This is a genomic window from Hyphococcus sp. (assembly GCF_965228385.1).
In the GTDB taxonomy this organism is placed as follows: Bacteria; Pseudomonadota; Alphaproteobacteria; order Caulobacterales; family Parvularculaceae; genus Hyphococcus.
Window position 1 is genome coordinate 513,359 of sequence record NZ_OZ245810.1, and the last position, 17,105, is coordinate 530,463.

Below are 17,105 nucleotides of genomic sequence, written 5' to 3' on the forward strand. Positions count from 1 at the left end.
AGCCATGCGTTCGAGGGGTGTTTCGTCGAATTGCTCATATTGCCCTTGCCAATTTGGAATACATCGTCAATCGGTAGGATACAGGAAGGAATTTAACGGCATAACAAAATGGCGAAGAAACAAATAAGAAGCGGGCTCAGCCAGGATGCTGCTTACGATATCATCATGGATGCTATCGTGACGCAAACGCTCGCGCCCAGTCAAAAGGTATCAGAAAACATCCTTACCGAGATGTTCGATATTAGTCGAACGACGGCGCGCAATATCATGGAACATTTGACCGCCCAGCAGTTTCTGGTTTCTGTTTCGCCGCGCATAACGCGTGTCGCGTCGCTAACGCTGCTTGACGTCAAGCAAAATTTCGCCATGCGTAAAATGTTGCAGCCAAATATCATGGCGATGGCGGCGCCGATGATCGATCATGACGAATTCGCCGCGTTGAACGAGTCAATCTCGTACGAAACGCCGATCAAAGGTGAGAAGACTGCGCTGCGCATTCTGAAAGCCAATAAAAAGTTCAATGTATATGTTTCAGAAAAGTTGAGATACCCGTTACTCATCCACTGGATTAGCCAGTTGGAGGATACGGCCATGCGGGTTTATTGGTTATATATTAACATGACGGGCTCGTTGCCTTTCACCTGGGATCACCAGCGTGAACTTGTCGAGGCAATCCGTACTGACAAGGCTGAAGAAATTTCCGATCAGACCCTTAAGATCCTCACGTCAAGCGAAGACCGTGTTCTCAAGGCGCTGTTTTCCCACGATCAATTGATGATGCAGGACCTACGCGCGCAAGCATAAACGCGCGCGTTCGAACCACATCGACGGTCGCCGCCTCATTATCATCCTGATAGATCTTAGTGAAACCCAGGTTGAGCGTACTGCTCTGCTGCTTGACACAATTGATGTTCGAGAATTCACAGGACAAGAAAACAGCCTTGATAAATAATAAGGCTGTGATAAAATCTTCTTAGGCTGTGTTGATTCTGCGCCGATCGGCGTTTTCAAGCGGGAGGGTATCCATGCAAAAACTCACAAAATTTCAATTGCTTGCGGGTGTCGCGATCGCTGCGGTAACGCCGCATGCGTACGCACAGGACGAGGTTGGGAACGACGAAAACAACGTGCAAGTTCGCGATGAGATCATCGTGACGTCCCGGTTTAGGGAGGAATCCGTTCAGGATATCGGGGCAGCCGTCACCGGTATCAAGGGCGAAGACATTGCGCGCAATGGCCTCGACAATTTCGATGATATTGCTCGTACCGTCGTCGGCATTAACAATGTCCGTACGCGGCAGAACAGCAATGCGATCTCCATTCGCGGCGTTTCCAACGACCTTGGATTTCTGTTCGCATCCTCGAATGTTTTCAGTTTTTATGTCGATGACATCGCCGTAACCTCGGCGACCAGTCAGCGCGATTTCGGTTCCGCCGACCTCGATCGGGTGGAAATCGTACGCGGACCGCAGCCGACGCTGTTCGGCGAAGGGGCAGTCGGCGGCGTGATCCGGTATTTCACCGCTGATCCTGATCTTGACGGCCCGCTCTTCAGTGGAACGGCGCGCGGGACAATTGAGAATATTCACGAAGGCGGAATTGCTTATCGCGTCGACAACGGAACGAGCGTCGTCCTCGTCCCGGGAAAACTCGCCATTCGCCTGTCGGGATTTTATGTCGACGATGATGGCTTCATCGATAACAGGCTGTCTGGGGAAGAAGACGCGAATGGCTTCGATAGCATTGGCGGGCGCGCCGTGCTGCTCGCGCAGCCGAGTGATAATTTGGAAATCAGATTGTCGGCGTTTCTTGCACGCGATGATTTTGAGCTCGACAACAATATTGAAGTCGGCACAAATCCAAAAGATTTTATCTATGGCCTTGCCGGCTTCGCGGATGGTATGTTTCCGGATTTCATCGGATCCGGAGAGGATGATTTCAATCTCTATTCGGGCCGCATCACTTATGACGCCGGCGCGTTCGAAATCACCTCCATTACCGGATATTACGACCGCACGGCGGTCAGCAACGCTCTCTCCATTGGCAATACGCTGGGACTTGCGCCGTTTTTCCCGACCATCGACACCACCACTTTCGGGGCCGTGACAATAGGCAATGAAACATTCTCGCAGGAACTGCGCATCGTATCCCAATTTGACGGGCCATTGAACGTTACAGCGGGCGCTTATTACCGCGACCGAGACCAGTCCGTGGCGGAAGAGTTGATCATGGACGGGCTGGTGGGCGTTTCGACGCCATCGACGAATCAGCTTCTGCAAACGCTCGACCTCAACGAGTCGAAACAATATTCAGGATTCGCCGAATTGACCTTTGACGTCACGGACCGCTTCCGTGTGATCGGCGGCGCCCGTTATGTTTCCGACACATACACCGCTGACCTGGCGGTCAACGAGGTCGTCAACTTTATTCCCGCCAATGCGCCGTGGGATGAAACAAACCCGATTGACTTTGCGATGCCGGCCGAAGTGCTCGTGCAGGCTGGCGTTCCCGGGCCATATGTATTTAAGCTCCGAAAATTTCTGCCGCATGGAGCGTTCGAATATGACCTAGCGGACAACATGATGCTTTACGCCAATGTCGCGAAAGGCGCGCGAAACGGCGGCACCGGGCAGGCAATTGCGGCGCTGGCGACGGCGGGCGATCCAATGGATCCGGCATTCGCGCAAAACTTCGCGGACCAATTATTCTTCGACGAAGACACTGTCCTCAGCTTCGATGGCGGCGTAAAATCGACATGGTTTGACGGCGATTTTCTTGTTAATCTCGGCTTGTTCTACACGAAATACAAAGATACGCAGATAACCATCGCCGCGCCGGCGAACAATGCAACGAACGGTCCCGATCAACGCCTGTTGGGTCTCGAACTGGAGACCGTGCAGCATTGGTCCGACAGCTGGATGACATTTTTCAACGCGACCTTACTCGACACGGAGTTTGTCGATGACTTTACGGTCGTGCTCGGCGCCGGCACCGACATCGAGGCGGGCGACAACGCCGTCAATGCGCCGAATGTCTCGTTTTCGCTCGGTTATCAATATGAACACCCGATTGGCAATGGCTGGAATCTCACCAACAGGGCGACCTTCCAATATATCGGCGAGCGATTTTCTGACAACCAGAACTTCCCGACAGGAAAACTGAACTCGCTGGAAAATCTCGACATGCGGCTCGGCGTCGAAAACGACAGAATCGCCGTTTCGTTGTTCGCCAAAAACCTGCTCAACGATGTCGAGGCCGTCGCCAAAGGCGTCTCCTCGCTAGGCGCCGTGCGGGATGCAAATGGCGTCGCATTAGATGGGCCGTTGAATTCGTTGTCGATCAACCGGCCGCGTTCTTACGGTGTGAGTCTTACCCTGCGCTACTAACGTAGCCAGAAGCGAGCGCGGCCAATCTCTCTCCCCCGGCGAGCGCTCGCTTCAATCGGCGTGACAGAGTAATGTAGCCCGAAATGTCTGCAACCGTCTCAATCTCCGTTTCGCGATAGTGGCCGTTCAGAAAAATCAAACAGGATCGATAAACAGAATGGGGCGCGAAATTTTTCAGATATATCTCGTGCCGGGATTTGTGTTCCAGTCGGTCATTGTCGGCGGCGGATATGGGACGGGGCGGGAAATCGCGGAATTCTTTCTTGTTCATGGCCCGCTTGGCGGTCTGTTCGGCTTGTTAGTCACCGCGATAGCATGGAGCGTGATTCTCGCCATCGCATTTGAGTTTGCGCGGATGGCCCAAGCGTACAATTACCGTACTTTTTTTCAGGTCTTGCTCGGACCCTTCTGGCGGATTTTCGAATTCTTGTATCTGTTGATCGCCTTACTGGTGCTGGCAGTTCTCGGTTCTGCAGCAGGCGAAATGTGCGCCAACGCTTTTGGAACACCGCCAATTGTCGGAATACTGGTCTTGCTTTCTGCGACCGGCGCACTCGCATATTTGGGCGGCGCCGTGATTGCGCGCGCGCTCACTTACTGGTCCATGCTGCTTTACGGTGTCTACGCCGTATTTGTCTGCTGGGTGTTGGCGGCGTTGGGCGATAATATTGGCGCTGCATTCTCAAGTGCAGAAATCACAGGCGCTTGGCATGCTGACGGTTTGCGCTATGCGGCGTACAACCTGATTGCGTTAGCGGCGGTATTGTTTGTCCTCCCGGTGCTGAAGACGCGCGCACAGGCGCTACGGTCCGGGGCGTTTGCCGGCTTGATCGGCGTCGTTCCCGGTCTATTTGTCTTTATCGCCTTGCTTGCGGAATATCCGGCGATCAATGCTGCGCCTGTTCCGATTATTGTCGTGCTGGGCGCGCTCAATGCGGCATGGTTTTTTGTTGTTTTTCAGATTGTACTATTTGGAACTTTCATCGAAACCGGCGCCGGGATCGTTCATGCGATCAACGAACGAATTGCCGCCGCCCTTGTCGATGCCGGCCGCACGTTTACAAAGACAATGCGTCTCGCCGTTGCGGCGATTATTCTGGGCACCGCAATATTTCTCGCCGACGCGATCGGCATTATCGGTCTTATTGCAAAGGGGTATGGCGCCTTGTCATATGCATTCATTGCGGTCGTGGTCATACCGCTACTGACAATCGGCATGTATCGAATTTTGTCTGCGATACGTAATGAAAACCGAAGGGCGGGAGCAAAGCCATGATTAGAAGAATTCTTCAATTTATCCTTGCCACAGCATCCGGCGGATTATTTTCCGGCCCGGTCATGGGACAGGACGCCTCACCGACGATTCCCGTGGAAACGGGCGCATTATCAACGCCAGCGGCTGCAAGTTATTCCTCGGCCGAATTTGAGGCTTTTGTCGACGGCGCTGTCGCCAACGCCATGCATGAAACGCATACAGTGGGGCTCACGCTTTCCGTCGTGCGGGACGGTGAAACGAAATTGGTGAAGGGATACGGCTACGCCGACCTTGAGTCGAAAACACCTGTAGATCCAGAATTGCATACTTTCCGCATAGGCTCGGTCACGAAGACGCTCACCTACATCCTCGCCATGCAATTGGTCGAAGATGGGCGGCTCGATCTAGACGCGGATGTCAATGATTACCTGACTGCTTTCAAGATTCCCGATACCTTCGACGAACCTGTGCGGGTGCGCGATCTCCTGAGCCACCGGTCCGGGTTTGATATCGTCTTGCGCGATTTATTCATCGAGACAGGCGAACCGCTGCCGTCGCTTGAGCAATGGCTTAAGGACAATATTCCTGCGCGCGTACGCGCGCCGGGCGACGTTTCCAATTATGATAATTACGGCGTCGCGCTGCTGGGATATATCGTGCAGGAAGTTTCCGGCGTTCTTTATGAAGACTATCTGGAACAGGAAATCCTTACGCCCCTGCAAATGAATTCATCGACGGCGCGACAAGTTTTGCCGGAAGATAATCCGCAGGCAATGACCGCAGAGCAGGCCGCAAATGCAGCGACAACCTACTACTGGAAACGCGGGGAACATCATGAGTGGCCGTTCGAGTTGGTGTCGCCGGCGCCGGCGGGATCGATGTCGTCGACAGCGTTGGACATGGAGCGATACATGCGCGCCTGGCTCAATGGAACCGAGCTGGACGGCGCCAGATTGCTGGAGCCGGAAACGGCGCGCGCGATGCGTGAGCGACTTTATCCGGGAAGGCCCGGCGCCGACTTTGCGCACGGATTTCGCAATGGAAAGTTTGCGGGATACGACACGTTCGAACATAGCGGCGCGACCCAAACTTCATTCACAACCATGATCATGATACCCGAACTCGAAATCGGTGTGTTTGCCTCCGTGAACGGCAATAACGGGTCGCAAACGCAGGCGCAGATTGTCGATCGCATTCTCGACGTCATGATTGGCGACGCGCGCAAGGCGCCGCCGGCGACAATCGCGCTCGACAATGCTGAAGCCTTTACGGGAAGTTATTTAACGACCCGGCGATCGCACAAAAACGCGATGAAGATTTTTTCACTCGTCGGCGGCAACGCATCTGTTGCTGCGACGGACGACGGAATGCTGCTGGTTAGCGCGGGCAACGAAGCCGTGAAGTACCGGCGCGTTGGCGAGCGGAGTTTTCAGGAAGTCGATGGCGATGACGTGATTGTCTTCGATCTTGACGACGATGGCGCCGCCCTTCGCTTTCATGTTCCTTATGGTCATGTGGCGGCGGAACGAACGCCTGGCGACAGCAACGCGCAGATTTTCTTTCTCGCGGCCGGACTTGCAGCGTTCCTCTCGCTCACTCAATTGATTTCTGCTTGGAAACGCACCGTCGCGCCGCGTGCCGGCAACGCATGGACGCTCGGTCTCTCGGCGGCGTCTATTGGCGCGTCTTTGTTGGTTTTCGCGGTGCTCTCCTATCTAGGCTTGACTCTCGTCGGGCTTGACAATCTCGGCAACGAAGCCCTGTTCCGGTGGCCTACACCGACGGCCAAAGTTCTGATGATCGGCGTCGCCACACTGGCGGGATTGACAGCAATCCTTATTGCCGGACTTTACCCCGCGGTTGCAAAAGCCGAATTTTCGATCTGGCGAAAAACACACTATGCGTTATTCGTTGCGGCGCTGGTTTATTTCGTCTTGCAACTGAACAACTGGAACCTTCTCGGTTTCAAATACTGGTAGGCAACAGTTACGACCGGAGGACGGGCGACATCTAGGGGCGACAAAACTATGGGACAAGTTGATCATCGCCAAATGGACAGGGCGCAGGACGATACAGCGGCGCATGGCGAATCGCCGCCCGCGGGCGGGTTGTCGCTGCGCGCGCCTTATCTCATCTATTTCGGCGACATTCAGGAGATTGCCTACGCCAAGACCGGCCTGGGCCTGATCCAGTGGCGGCGCGACAAGTGCGTTGGACAGCTCCGCGCGCCGGGATGCGCCATCGACGGCGGCCTCAAGGACATGTCGGTGGACGAGGCTGCGCGCGCCGGCGCCAAATCGCTCATTATCGGCGTCGCTTCAAGCGGCGGTTCGATTCCAGATCACTGGCTGGCGGACCTCGCCTCCGCTGCGCGCGCAGGGTTGGATATCGTATCCGGCATGCATGTCCATCTTGCCAGGTTTCCTGAAATTGCGGCGGCTGCGCGCGCGTCTGGGGCCGCTTTGATCGATGTGCGTCAAGCACCCCCTGATTTGCCAGTCGGGACAGGCATAAAACGGTCCGGCAACAGATTGCTCACGGTTGGCACGGACTGCGCCGTCGGCAAGAAATACACAGCGCTCGCGATAGAAAAAGAAATGCGTCGTCGCGGATGGAACGCCGATTTCCGCGCGACCGGGCAGACCGGCATCATGATCGCCGGCGCCGGAATTCCGATCGATGCCGTCATTTCCGATTTTCTGGCTGGCGCAGCTGAACTGATCTCGCCGGCGGGAGAGACGGATCACTGGGATGTCATTGAAGGACAGGGTGCGCTCGCGCATCCGTCCTATGCCGGCGTAAGCCTCGGTCTTTTGCACGGATCGCAACCGAATGCGCTTGTTCTCTGTCACGATCCCTTGCGACAAACATTCATCGGCACGGAGACTAATCAACCCTATCCGATCCCCTCGCTGAACGAAGCGATGAAAATCAATCTGGCCATGGCGCGCTGCGTCAATGCGGATTGCCGTTTTGTCGGCGTCGCCGTCAACACAAGCTGCATTGCAGCCAGCGAGCGCGAGGGGCTGTTGAAACGAATCGCCGATCAAACGGAATTACCAACGATCGACCCTATCAAAGATGGCGCAGCCGCGATCGTTGATCGCATCGCTGCGGACTTTGCATGATGCGTCGGCGCCTCAGCGTGAGCAAAACCGAATGGCCGTTGCGGGCGCCGTTTCGCATTACGGATTATGTATTCGAATCAATCGAGCCGGTTCTGGTGACAATCGCTGAAGGAGACTTTGCCGGGCGTGGCGAAGGCGTCAGCGTCTATTATTGCGGTGAAACAGCCGATGGATTGGTCGAGCAAATCGAGGCGGCGCGCGAAGAAATCGAACGCGGAATTGACAGGACCGACTTGCAATCACTGATGGTGTCTGGCGGGGCGCGCAACGCCGTCGATTGCGCTCTGTGGGATTTGGAAACAAAACTCACCGGGAAAACAATTTGGGAATTGACCGGCTTGTCTCCAAAACCTTGTCAAACTGTATTTACCATTGGAATCGAAGATTCAGCAGAAGCAATGGCGCGCAAAGCGGCAACCGCGCCCGATTATCCCACGCTGAAAGTAAAGCTCGATGCACATTCCCCAGTTGAGCGTATCGCTGCTATCCGCAATGCGCGCCCGGACGCCTGCGTGATTGTTGATGCCAATCAGGCTTTCACGATTGATCAGTTATCGGACGTTTTGCCGGCGCTCGCCGAGCTTGGCGTCGCCATGGTCGAACAACCCATGCGCCGCGGCGATGATGAGCCGTTGGAAGACTTTGTTTCGCCGATCCCGCTCTGCGCCGATGAAAGTTGCCTACATCGCGGGGAGCTCGCCGCAGCGGCGCAGCGCTACGATATGATCAACATCAAGCTAGACAAGACCGGCGGCCTGACCGAAGCGCTCGCGCTCGCCCGGGAAGCAAGGGCGCTAGGCAAGGGGCTGATGGTTGGCAATATGCTGGGCTCATCGCTATCTATGGCGCCGGCGCTGGTAATTGCGCAGTTTTGCGACTTCGTCGATCTCGACGGACCGCTCAATCAAAAAACCGATTATCCCGGCGGCATACTATATGAAGGGCCTAATCTGTCGCCGCCGTCTCCGGGATTCTGGGGCGGCCTGTAACTCGCGAGGCGAAGAAGGAAATGACTGCCATGAAGTTTCTTGCAGTTTTGTTTGCGGCGGCTGTTTCCGCCTGCGCAAAGGCACCGACTGCACCCTATGATCTTGTCATCTTGAATGGTCGCGTCATCGATCCGGAAACCGGGCTCGATGCCATTCGCAATGTCGGTGTTAACGGCGACTCGGTTGCCGTTGTGACCAAGGACAAAATTGCCGGCGCCACGACGATCAACGCATCCGGAAAAGTGGTTGCGCCAGGGTTTATCGACCTTCACGCACACGGCCAGCGCATCCCGGCTGGACGCATGCAGGCGCTCGACGGCGTGACGACGGCGCTGGAACTCGAAGTTGGCGTCCTGCCGGTTGCAGAATTTTACGAACAGGCCGCCGCCGAAGGCCGGCCGATCCACTATGGCGTAGCGGCGAGTTGGGCCCATGCGCGGATCGCTGAGATCGTGAACGACGAACCGGAAGCTAACGTCGAATGGTTCACCGGCCATTTCGGCAATACCCAGTGGCAAACAAAAATCGCATCGACTGAAGAGCTTGAGGGCATACTGGCGCGCCTGCAATCTGCGCTCGATGACGGTGCCGTCGGCATCGGTTTCGCTCTCGGCTATGCGCCAGGCTCTGGACGCAAGGAATATTATGCCGCCAATGCGCTGGCCGCGAAGAATAATGTGCCGACATACACTCATGCGCGGTTTTTGTCAGTGACCGAACCGGACAGTTCTTTTGAAGGATTTCAGGAGATGGTCGCCGTCGCCGCCAGCACCGGTGCCCATATGCATATCTCGCACCTGAACAGCATCAGCTTGCGGGACATCGATGCGATCGCGCCGATGATCCGCGGCGCGCAGGAGAACGGCGTCACTATCACAGTCGAAGCCTACCCTTACGGCGCTGGCGCAACATCCATCGGCGCCGCCATGTTCCAGGGCCCGGACTGGCAGGCGCGTCTCGGCGGCATTAAGAAATCGGATTTCACTGTGGACGGCGAACCGTTAAGCGATGCGGAATTCGACCGGTTACAGGCCGACGCCCCGTCAACCGGCGTTGTCCTGCATATGCTGCACCCGGATGATCGGTCAGAAGACCAGGCCGCGCTCGACAAGTCGATTTTGTATCCGGGCGGTGCGATCGCTTCAGACGGCGGTTACTGGTCCGACGCCGGCGGACTGATCGCGAATGACATCTGGCCGATGCCCGAGAATGCACAATCCCATCCGCGCGCGGCCGGAACTTTTTCCAAATTCCTGCGCGTTTACGTTCGCGAGCGTGAGGCAATTTCTCTCCTGGATGCGATCGCGAAAACAAGCCTCATTCCAGCGCAAATTCTCGAAAGCGCCGCGCCGCAGATGCGCCAGAAGGGCCGTATTCAGGTTGGCGCTGACGCAGATATTATTGTCTTTGACCTCGCCCGTGTCAGCGACCGGGCGAACTTCGAAAAACCCGCGCAAGCTTCCGTAGGATTCGAGCATGTGATCGTCGGCGGGACGCCGCTGGTTATCGATGGCGTTCTAGACACCACTGTCTTGCCCGGCCGGCCGATCAGAAGGTCGCGAAATCCTACTTCAGAAAGCTGACGAGCTCCTATTTGTGTGAGGTTATACTGCGCGGAATCGCGAACTGGCGTCTGTATCAAGAATGACGCGACAGCTCCGGTACGGTTTTTTGGCGACCTTATTGAGATAGGCATTTTCTGCCTTGGGCGTTCTCCTCTCGAGGCGAGACCGGTCTGCTAGGTGCGCAGCGCGAAATATAGCTGACGATGTTCGAAAGCAAAAATTGGGGCCGCAATCTTCTCGCAATATATTGCGAAAAATGAGTGGCTCCCCTTCGTGAATGCGTATCGAACTTTATGTCAGGCTCCCAAGGCGGAATTTCGGGCGATATTGCAGGAGATTGGTTTTTCAAGCACTGATTCCATTGCTGCCCAGCAGGCCTAGAAATGCTGGTTGAATTCGCCTTCTAAATGCTCAGGTTTCCGCAATCGGGCCGGCGCGGCGGTTCCGGTTTGCACGTAAAAACAGACATCTTGAAATTCAAACTATTGCTGGGTTGTTCCCACCGATTGTTAGGTGACCTTCAGTAAATTGGATGGGCGGGTCGGGCTCAAGACGGATGCGCAATTCGATCTGAGGATGGAGCGTTGGCCGCACAGGCTCATTTGCAAAAGATTCTCAAAGGCGCTTGCAAGGCTTCACCCCTTCCTATACTGAGACTGCGAGTCATTCGCATTAGCAAATAGGCATGGGGATATCATGAGCGGGTACAAATATGGCGTGAGCGCAATTGCGCTCGTAATTTCAATGGGTTCGCTAGCGGCGGCGCAAGAGGGGGATGACGCTTCAAGCGAGCAGGCGCGTTCGGATGACGAGATAATTATTGTCGGTGATCGGTTCCAGAATTCGCTGACAAATCGGTTGCCTATCAATCCGGAAGAGTTGCCGTTCACGCTAGATATCATCGATGCTGATCTGATTTATGAGCGTGCGTTCATCAATCCGTTCGACGTTCTCGAAACTCTACCAAACGTCTTCAGGCGGCAAACGCAACTGCTTCCTTCCAGCGGCGGCTATAATATCCGGGGCCTGAACGCGACTGTGCTCACTAATAACCGCCCCGAAGGCGGTAGCCGTGGCGCCGGTCGTCGTGATGTATCATACATTGAACGCATAGAAGTTGCGAAAGGTCCTGCGTCTATCATCCACGGACCTATAATTCCTGGCGGCGTTATCAATCAGGTGACAAAGTCTCCTGAAGGCGATGACTTTCTCAATCTAGTGATGCGCGGCGGCAGCTATGGCACTTATCGTGTGCAAGCTGATGCAAATATCGCATCGCCTTTTGGTGCTGACGCTTTGGGCTTCAGGATCACAGGCGCGTATGAGGATCAACGAAGCCCGCAGGACCCTGAGTATACGGAAACGATCGCCATCCGGCCAGTCCTGGAAATTGATTTCAGCGACCGGACGCGCGCGCAGGCCTCTATCGCGTACACAAAACGCGAGGGCGTGCCAAGTTCTCGGTTTGCGGTAAACGATGACGGTTCTGTTCCTGATACGATTGATGAAACGACTTATTTTGGCGTTCCGTCGGAACAAGGCGGAGAAGACCTCTATTATGACGCCGAGGTGCAGCACGAGTTTCTGGACGATCTAAAGCTTGTCCTTCGCGGCAGCTATCAGGATGCCGATTTTGACTACCAATCTAGCCAAAACAGCTACAATTATGCGGGCGGCAGGGGCTTTTCATCTGGCGACACAATTGCTTACACCTATTACTCGCGCGGCTTCCGCAATCAAGACGTTGCCTATGGCGATGCGCAGCTTCAGGGTGGTTTTGCGGCGTTTGGCCTCCAGCAGGACTGGGTTATCGGTGGTTCTTATCGATGGGAAAACTTCGAAAATGACTGGGGATTCGGCGGCGTTCTTGGCGCTGTGGATGTAACTGATCTCAGTACGGCCTCTTATCTAACGCCCGACTTCGATTCCATCGTGCTTTCGACCTTTCAAGATCATGAAACGACCCTTTCTTCTGTGTACGGGGAAACGAGCCTCCGTCCATTCGATCGTTTTACTGTCGTTGCTGGCGTGCGGTATGATAATTACGAACGCAAGGACTTTCGGAGGGATACCGTCAGTGAAGCCGAAGATGTAACCTTCCGCGTCGGAGGGACTTACGCACTAACTGACGGTCTCAACGCATATGTAAGCTATGCTGAGAGTTTCATCCCGCAATCTGGCTCGATCATCCGTGCTGGCGAGAGCTACACCGATGTGAATGCGGCAAGCGATCCAATCGATCCGGAGACAGCAACGAATTATGAGATTGGATTAAAAGGAAGTCTGCTTGATGATCGCGTGACGCTGACGGCGGCGGCATTTATGTTGACACGCCAAAACGTCGCCACCGCTGATCCTAATAACCTTCCCGGCAGCCCTTCTTATGTTGTCGCCACTGGGGAACAGGAGCATAATGGATTTGAGTTGGGGGCTGCATTTGCAATTGAGGATGGATTTGATCTAAATCTTTCGTACGGTTACGTTGATGCGGAGGTTACCGAGGTCATAAATCCCGGCAATGGCCAGGATGTCGGGGATACGGTTGCTTTGACGCCAAGTCATACCTTCAGCGCTTACGGAACATATACCGTTCAATCAGGCCGACTAGCTGACTTGCGTATTGGAGCCGGCGTGCGCGGCATTTCGGAACGGCCCGCGCCGCGCCACGGTATCGTCTATGACGGTTACACGCTGGTTGATGCGAATGTGTCCTACCCGTTGAATGAGATGTTCGAGGTGCAGGTTAATGTTCACAACCTACTCGACGAAGAGTATCGCGATACTATCGGCTTTGATAATGGAACGGCTGGTGGGAGCCATCGGTTCGGCAATCCACGTTCGGCTTATGTGACAGTGCGGGCGAATTTTTAAGGCCGCGCATGAGCAGCGAGGGTCAAAGCTATTATGAGGAAGGCGTCAAACTGGAGACATCGGGGGATGTCGCCGGCGCGTTCGAAGCCTTTAGGCGTTCGGCGAAGGCCAATCCTCGCATAGCTGCGCCCTATGTCGGCCTCGCGCGCATCTTGACGCGGAACCGCCAACGCAAGGACGCCATCTCATGTCTGGAGCGCGCGGTTTCGTGTGAGCCAACGAACGTATCTGTCAGAACGATACTGGGCCAGACGCTTGCGGAAGACGGACAGCTTGAGGCCTCGCAAACTGCCTTCGAGGCGGTTCTTAACGTAACGCCTTCCGCACCCGCAGCGCTATTGGGGCTTGGCTCAGTTTACGAAGACCTTGGCGACCGCGCTGCAGCGACGGACGCTTATCGCCAACTTCTGCTTGCGCATCCGGACAACGCGGAAGGTTTAGCCGGATTGTTGACCGTAACAGGAGGTGATGCGTTGAATGATGCTGTTCGTGAAGCGCACGCCCAACTGAAAAAAGCAGACGACCAGGACGCAGCTCTGATCGGCTATGCGCTGGGTAAAGCGCTCGCCCGCGCTGGCGATACGGATGGCGCTTTCGACGCTTTGTCCGCCGCCAATGAGGCGCGCTGTCGCGACGCGGGCCCATTTGACCGTGGCGCTTTTGACCGACGCATTGAACGGCTATGCGAGATTTTCAGCTCGCACTTCTTCGAAGATAGGCGCGGTGGGGGAGAGCAGTCCGACCGCTCGGTTTTTGTGGTCGGACTGCCACGCTCCGGCACGACGCTGACTGAGCAGATTCTTTCAGCCCACGGACAAGTTTACGGCGCTGGCGAGCTTGACTTGCTCACCGATCTGGCGACAGGCCTGCCCGATAGACTGGGACGTGCGAACCCGCCTTGGCCTGACGCCGCAGCGGATTTAACGCCGAGCCATGTGCGCGGTATCGGACGCGATTACCTTGGCCGTATTGCGCAATTGGCGCCTGAAACGGCGTCAAGAGTGATCGACAAGCAGCCGCTCAACTTCTGGAATCTCGGCCTTGTGGCCGCCGCTTTGCCGAATGCGCGTATTGTCCATTGCCGCCGCGACATTCGCGATTGCGGGCTTTCAATTTTTTCCGAAAACTTCACGCCGGATCAGCGTTGGGCAACGGACCTGTCGAACATAGCGCATTACTGGCGCGGCTACCGGCGACTTATGCAGCACTGGCGGGATGTTTCCTCTCTGCGAATTTTGGATATGAATTACGAAGACTTGGTTATTGATCTTGAAGGTCAGTCGCGCCGCTTGCTCGACTTTGTAGACCTTCCTTGGGATCAATCTGTGCTTGATTTTCACACTTCAGACCGAGCAGTGCAGACGCCAAGCCGTTGGCAGGTTCGCCAGCCTTTGTATCAATCGTCACGCGGACGCTGGCGGACTTATGAAGCGCGGCTCGGACCCCTTATCGCAGCGGCGGAGGAAGCATGACGGTCTTCAATGGAATTCTGAGCGCTCTGTCGATGATGTTCCGCGTCATCGCTATTGCTATAGGCGGGATTGTGCTTACAGGAGGCGTCGCAGCGCTATCGGGCATGGCGCTTCAAAAAACTGGCGTTCCCCTCAAAGACGCCATGTTGGCGACAGCGCTCCTTAGTTACGTGTTGTACATCCCAATCGTGATGTGGGGCTTCAGGGATCGCCGGACGCTGCTCCGACCGTTGGCCGTCATCGCCATGGCTGCGTTGACACTGACCGTTGCATCTTATTTTGCACCGGGAGCGCTTGAAGCATGACTGAGAAACCTAATTTCCGTCCTGCGATGAATTGGCTCCACACATGGGCCGGCGTTACGCTCGGCACGCTACTATTTACAATCTGGTGGATGGGAACCTTGTCTGTATTCGACAAGGAAATTGACCGGTGGATGCAACCTGAAACAAGATTTATCACCGCTACTCAGCCACTTGATGCTGACTCAGTTATAGCAAAAGTCAAAGCAAACCACCCCGGCGACGAGCTTGCGTCGTTGCTGATTTATTTGCCGGGGGAGCGAAAACCTTATTTCGAAGTTTATGGAAAGTTCAAAGAAGCCGGTCAATTCAATGACCGACTGCACCCCATAAGCGGCGATTCGCTTGGGAAAAGTACATCACGTGCAGCTTCAGGATTTTTCTATCCAATGCATTACCGCCTGCATATGGGTGGTATTGGCTATCTTGTCGTCGCATTAGGCACGTTGTTCATGATGGTGCTGTTGGTAACAGGTGTTGTTATTCACCGAAAAATTTTCGTCGACTTTTTCACTTTTCGCCCAAAGAAGAAAATAAGGCGGTCGAGTCTCGACCTTCATAACGTCACTGGCGTTGTGTTTTTGCCGTTTCATTTTCTCATTTGTCTTTCGGGATTTGCGATTTTCGCAGGCTGGTATGCTTCGATCCCGTTCGAAGTTGTGCGTGGTTTTTCGGAGTCGAACCGTGTGGTCGAACTATTCTATGCCGCTGACGATTACGCTTATTATCGAAGGGAGTCGGCAGGTGCGCCAGCGAAGATGGCCGACATTGCTCCGTTCGTAGCACGCGCGGAAGAAATCTGGACAGAACGCTATGATCAGAACGCAAAGGCCGATCGTATTGATTTGCACCACATAGGCGATGCAAACGCCTATGTGGAAGTCCGGCGCTTCTTTCCATCGCGGCGCACGGAAGCGCATCGGGACAGTATCAACTTTGACGGGGCGACCGGCGAAATTCTGCTAGATTTTCAGGCCTCGCCCATCCGTAAAACCCGCACATGGCTTGAAGGCTTCCATCAAATCCAGTTCGACCACTGGCCGCTTCGCTGGTTTTATTTCATCGCAGGTCTCGCTGGCTGCATTCTCATCGCCACGGGGTTTTTGTTCTGGACAGCATCCAGAATGAAGAAAGGCGCCGTATCGCAACCTGTAAAAATCCGATTTGTCGAAGCGATGAGCATAGGCTCTGTCACGGGGATAATCGTTGCAACTGGCGCCTTCCTGATCGCCAACAGAGTTCTCCCGGCGGAAGCCTCATGGGCGGGCCTTGCCCGGCCAGAAATTGAAGTGCGGCTGTTTTTTCTTGTCTGGGTGTTGAGCTTCATTCACCCGGTTTTCCGCAGCGGCAAAGCATGGGCCGAACAGTCCTGGGCAATCGCCGCGCTTGGCATTCTGGCCGTCATTCTGAACTGGGTGACAACCAGCGATCACCTGTTCGCGTCAGCGGGGCGCGACTTATGGTCGGTTGCTGGCATGGACCTTGTCTTGCTGGCCAGCGCAGGCGCAGCGGCGTTCGCCGCTATGCGATTGCAACGGCGTACCGATCCTTCGGCGGCGATGCGCCGAAAGCCTGATGCTTCAAACCCTGTTGACGCAGCGAAACCGAGCCCGGCGGAGTGATAGGCATGATCTCTATTCTCTCACTGTTGGCTGCAATAGGCCTTGCGCTTTTGGGATGCGGCTATATTGCCTTGAGCCAATCCAAACATAGCAAGGCTGTATTGAACACGAATGCAAATCCAGCACTCCGCATCTTTACGCGCCTGCTCGGCTGGTCGTTCATCGCCGCCAGTTTCGTCCCCTGCGTGATACGCGACGGATGGGGGTTTGCTGTTCTAACGTGGTCGCTAGTCGTCCCAAGCGCTGCGATGATAATTTCCCTACTGCTGGCCTATAGGCCAGCATGGCTGCGTGCTGTTTATAAAAACGGAACATCATTTTTCACCTAACAAATTATGCGGCAAAAGCTGGCGGCTATTTGACGCGTCTTTTGCCATTCTAAGGCTGGCGGACAATCAGAATGATGGCCTCGCGTTTCGGATCGAAGGCGCACGCCGTCACCGCGGTTGAATCGCAGCTCCTTCATATCGGCGTATTTCGAGCCTTTCAGCGTACCGACGTGGAGACGGCCAGCC

The 17,105-nt window shown here is 55.1% G+C and carries 12 protein-coding genes; all 12 read left to right on the forward strand.

Going from position 1 to position 17,105, the window contains the following annotated elements; all coding sequences use genetic code 11:
• The first annotated feature begins 108 nt into the window (after window positions 1–108).
• The 12 genes from ACQK2Q_RS02335 to ACQK2Q_RS02390 all read left to right on the forward strand — a co-directional run bounded on the left by ACQK2Q_RS02335 (window position 109) and on the right by ACQK2Q_RS02390 (window position 16,919).
• Window positions 109–804 (forward strand): GntR family transcriptional regulator, encoded by a 696-nt coding sequence (locus ACQK2Q_RS02335; RefSeq protein WP_425408151.1) that lies wholly within the window; start codon window positions 109–111, stop codon window positions 802–804.
• A 221-nt stretch (window positions 805–1,025) separates the two neighbouring features.
• Entirely contained in the window at window positions 1,026–3,386 is a 2,361-nt protein-coding gene (locus ACQK2Q_RS02340) for a TonB-dependent receptor (RefSeq protein WP_425408152.1), read from the forward strand.
• A gap of 157 nt (window positions 3,387–3,543) precedes the next feature.
• Window positions 3,544–4,662, forward strand: a complete 1,119-nt coding sequence (locus tag ACQK2Q_RS02345; protein ID WP_425408153.1) for a hypothetical protein — start codon at window positions 3,544–3,546, stop codon at window positions 4,660–4,662.
• A complete protein-coding gene (locus tag ACQK2Q_RS02350) occupies window positions 4,659–6,620 on the forward strand; it encodes a serine hydrolase domain-containing protein (protein WP_425408154.1) in 1,962 nt (653 codons plus the stop codon). Before ACQK2Q_RS02345 ends, ACQK2Q_RS02350 begins: the two co-directional genes overlap by 4 nt.
• A gap of 48 nt (window positions 6,621–6,668) precedes the next feature.
• The gene (locus ACQK2Q_RS02355; RefSeq protein ID WP_425408155.1) at window positions 6,669–7,769 is read left to right on the forward strand and encodes a DUF1611 domain-containing protein; all 1,101 of its coding nucleotides are present in this window, start codon (window positions 6,669–6,671) and stop codon (window positions 7,767–7,769) included.
• Between the two features lie 17 nt (window positions 7,770–7,786).
• The gene (gene dgcA, locus ACQK2Q_RS02360; protein ID WP_425408156.1) at window positions 7,787–8,758 is read left to right on the forward strand and encodes an N-acetyl-D-Glu racemase DgcA; all 972 of its coding nucleotides are present in this window, start codon (window positions 7,787–7,789) and stop codon (window positions 8,756–8,758) included.
• Between the two features lie 29 nt (window positions 8,759–8,787).
• Window positions 8,788–10,341 carry an amidohydrolase family protein gene (locus tag ACQK2Q_RS02365; RefSeq protein WP_425408157.1) on the forward strand — a complete coding sequence of 518 codons (1,554 nt, stop codon included), beginning with the start codon at window positions 8,788–8,790 and terminating at the stop codon, window positions 10,339–10,341.
• A gap of 840 nt (window positions 10,342–11,181) precedes the next feature.
• Window positions 11,182–13,194: a TonB-dependent siderophore receptor gene (locus tag ACQK2Q_RS02370; RefSeq protein ID WP_425408158.1), complete on the forward strand. Its 2,013-nt coding sequence runs from the start codon at window positions 11,182–11,184 to the stop codon at window positions 13,192–13,194.
• A gap of 8 nt (window positions 13,195–13,202) precedes the next feature.
• Entirely contained in the window at window positions 13,203–14,666 is a 1,464-nt protein-coding gene (locus ACQK2Q_RS02375; protein WP_425408159.1) for a sulfotransferase, read from the forward strand.
• The gene (locus ACQK2Q_RS02380; RefSeq protein WP_425408160.1) at window positions 14,663–14,971 is read left to right on the forward strand and encodes a hypothetical protein; all 309 of its coding nucleotides are present in this window, start codon (window positions 14,663–14,665) and stop codon (window positions 14,969–14,971) included. The genes ACQK2Q_RS02375 and ACQK2Q_RS02380 overlap by 4 nt, the downstream gene beginning before the upstream one ends.
• The gene (locus tag ACQK2Q_RS02385) at window positions 14,968–16,590 is read left to right on the forward strand and encodes a PepSY-associated TM helix domain-containing protein (RefSeq protein WP_425408161.1); all 1,623 of its coding nucleotides are present in this window, start codon (window positions 14,968–14,970) and stop codon (window positions 16,588–16,590) included. Before ACQK2Q_RS02380 ends, ACQK2Q_RS02385 begins: the two co-directional genes overlap by 4 nt.
• 5 nt (window positions 16,591–16,595) lie before the next feature.
• The gene (locus ACQK2Q_RS02390; RefSeq protein ID WP_425408162.1) at window positions 16,596–16,919 is read left to right on the forward strand and encodes a DUF3325 domain-containing protein; all 324 of its coding nucleotides are present in this window, start codon (window positions 16,596–16,598) and stop codon (window positions 16,917–16,919) included.
• Window positions 16,920–17,105 lie beyond the last annotated feature (186 nt).

Coding starts and splice junctions, on each gene's coding strand:
- ACQK2Q_RS02335 (WP_425408151.1), top strand. CDS start 109: ATGGCGAAGAAACAAATAAGAAGCGGGCTCAGCCAGGATGCTGCTTAC.
- ACQK2Q_RS02340 (WP_425408152.1), top strand. CDS start 1,026: ATGCAAAAACTCACAAAATTTCAATTGCTTGCGGGTGTCGCGATCGCT.
- ACQK2Q_RS02345 (WP_425408153.1), top strand. CDS start 3,544: ATGGGGCGCGAAATTTTTCAGATATATCTCGTGCCGGGATTTGTGTTC.
- ACQK2Q_RS02350 (WP_425408154.1), top strand. CDS start 4,659: ATGATTAGAAGAATTCTTCAATTTATCCTTGCCACAGCATCCGGCGGA.
- ACQK2Q_RS02355 (WP_425408155.1), top strand. CDS start 6,669: ATGGGACAAGTTGATCATCGCCAAATGGACAGGGCGCAGGACGATACA.
- ACQK2Q_RS02365 (WP_425408157.1), top strand. CDS start 8,788: ATGAAGTTTCTTGCAGTTTTGTTTGCGGCGGCTGTTTCCGCCTGCGCA.
- ACQK2Q_RS02375 (WP_425408159.1), top strand. CDS start 13,203: ATGAGCAGCGAGGGTCAAAGCTATTATGAGGAAGGCGTCAAACTGGAG.
- ACQK2Q_RS02380 (WP_425408160.1), top strand. CDS start 14,663: ATGACGGTCTTCAATGGAATTCTGAGCGCTCTGTCGATGATGTTCCGC.
- ACQK2Q_RS02385 (WP_425408161.1), top strand. CDS start 14,968: ATGACTGAGAAACCTAATTTCCGTCCTGCGATGAATTGGCTCCACACA.
- ACQK2Q_RS02390 (WP_425408162.1), top strand. CDS start 16,596: ATGATCTCTATTCTCTCACTGTTGGCTGCAATAGGCCTTGCGCTTTTG.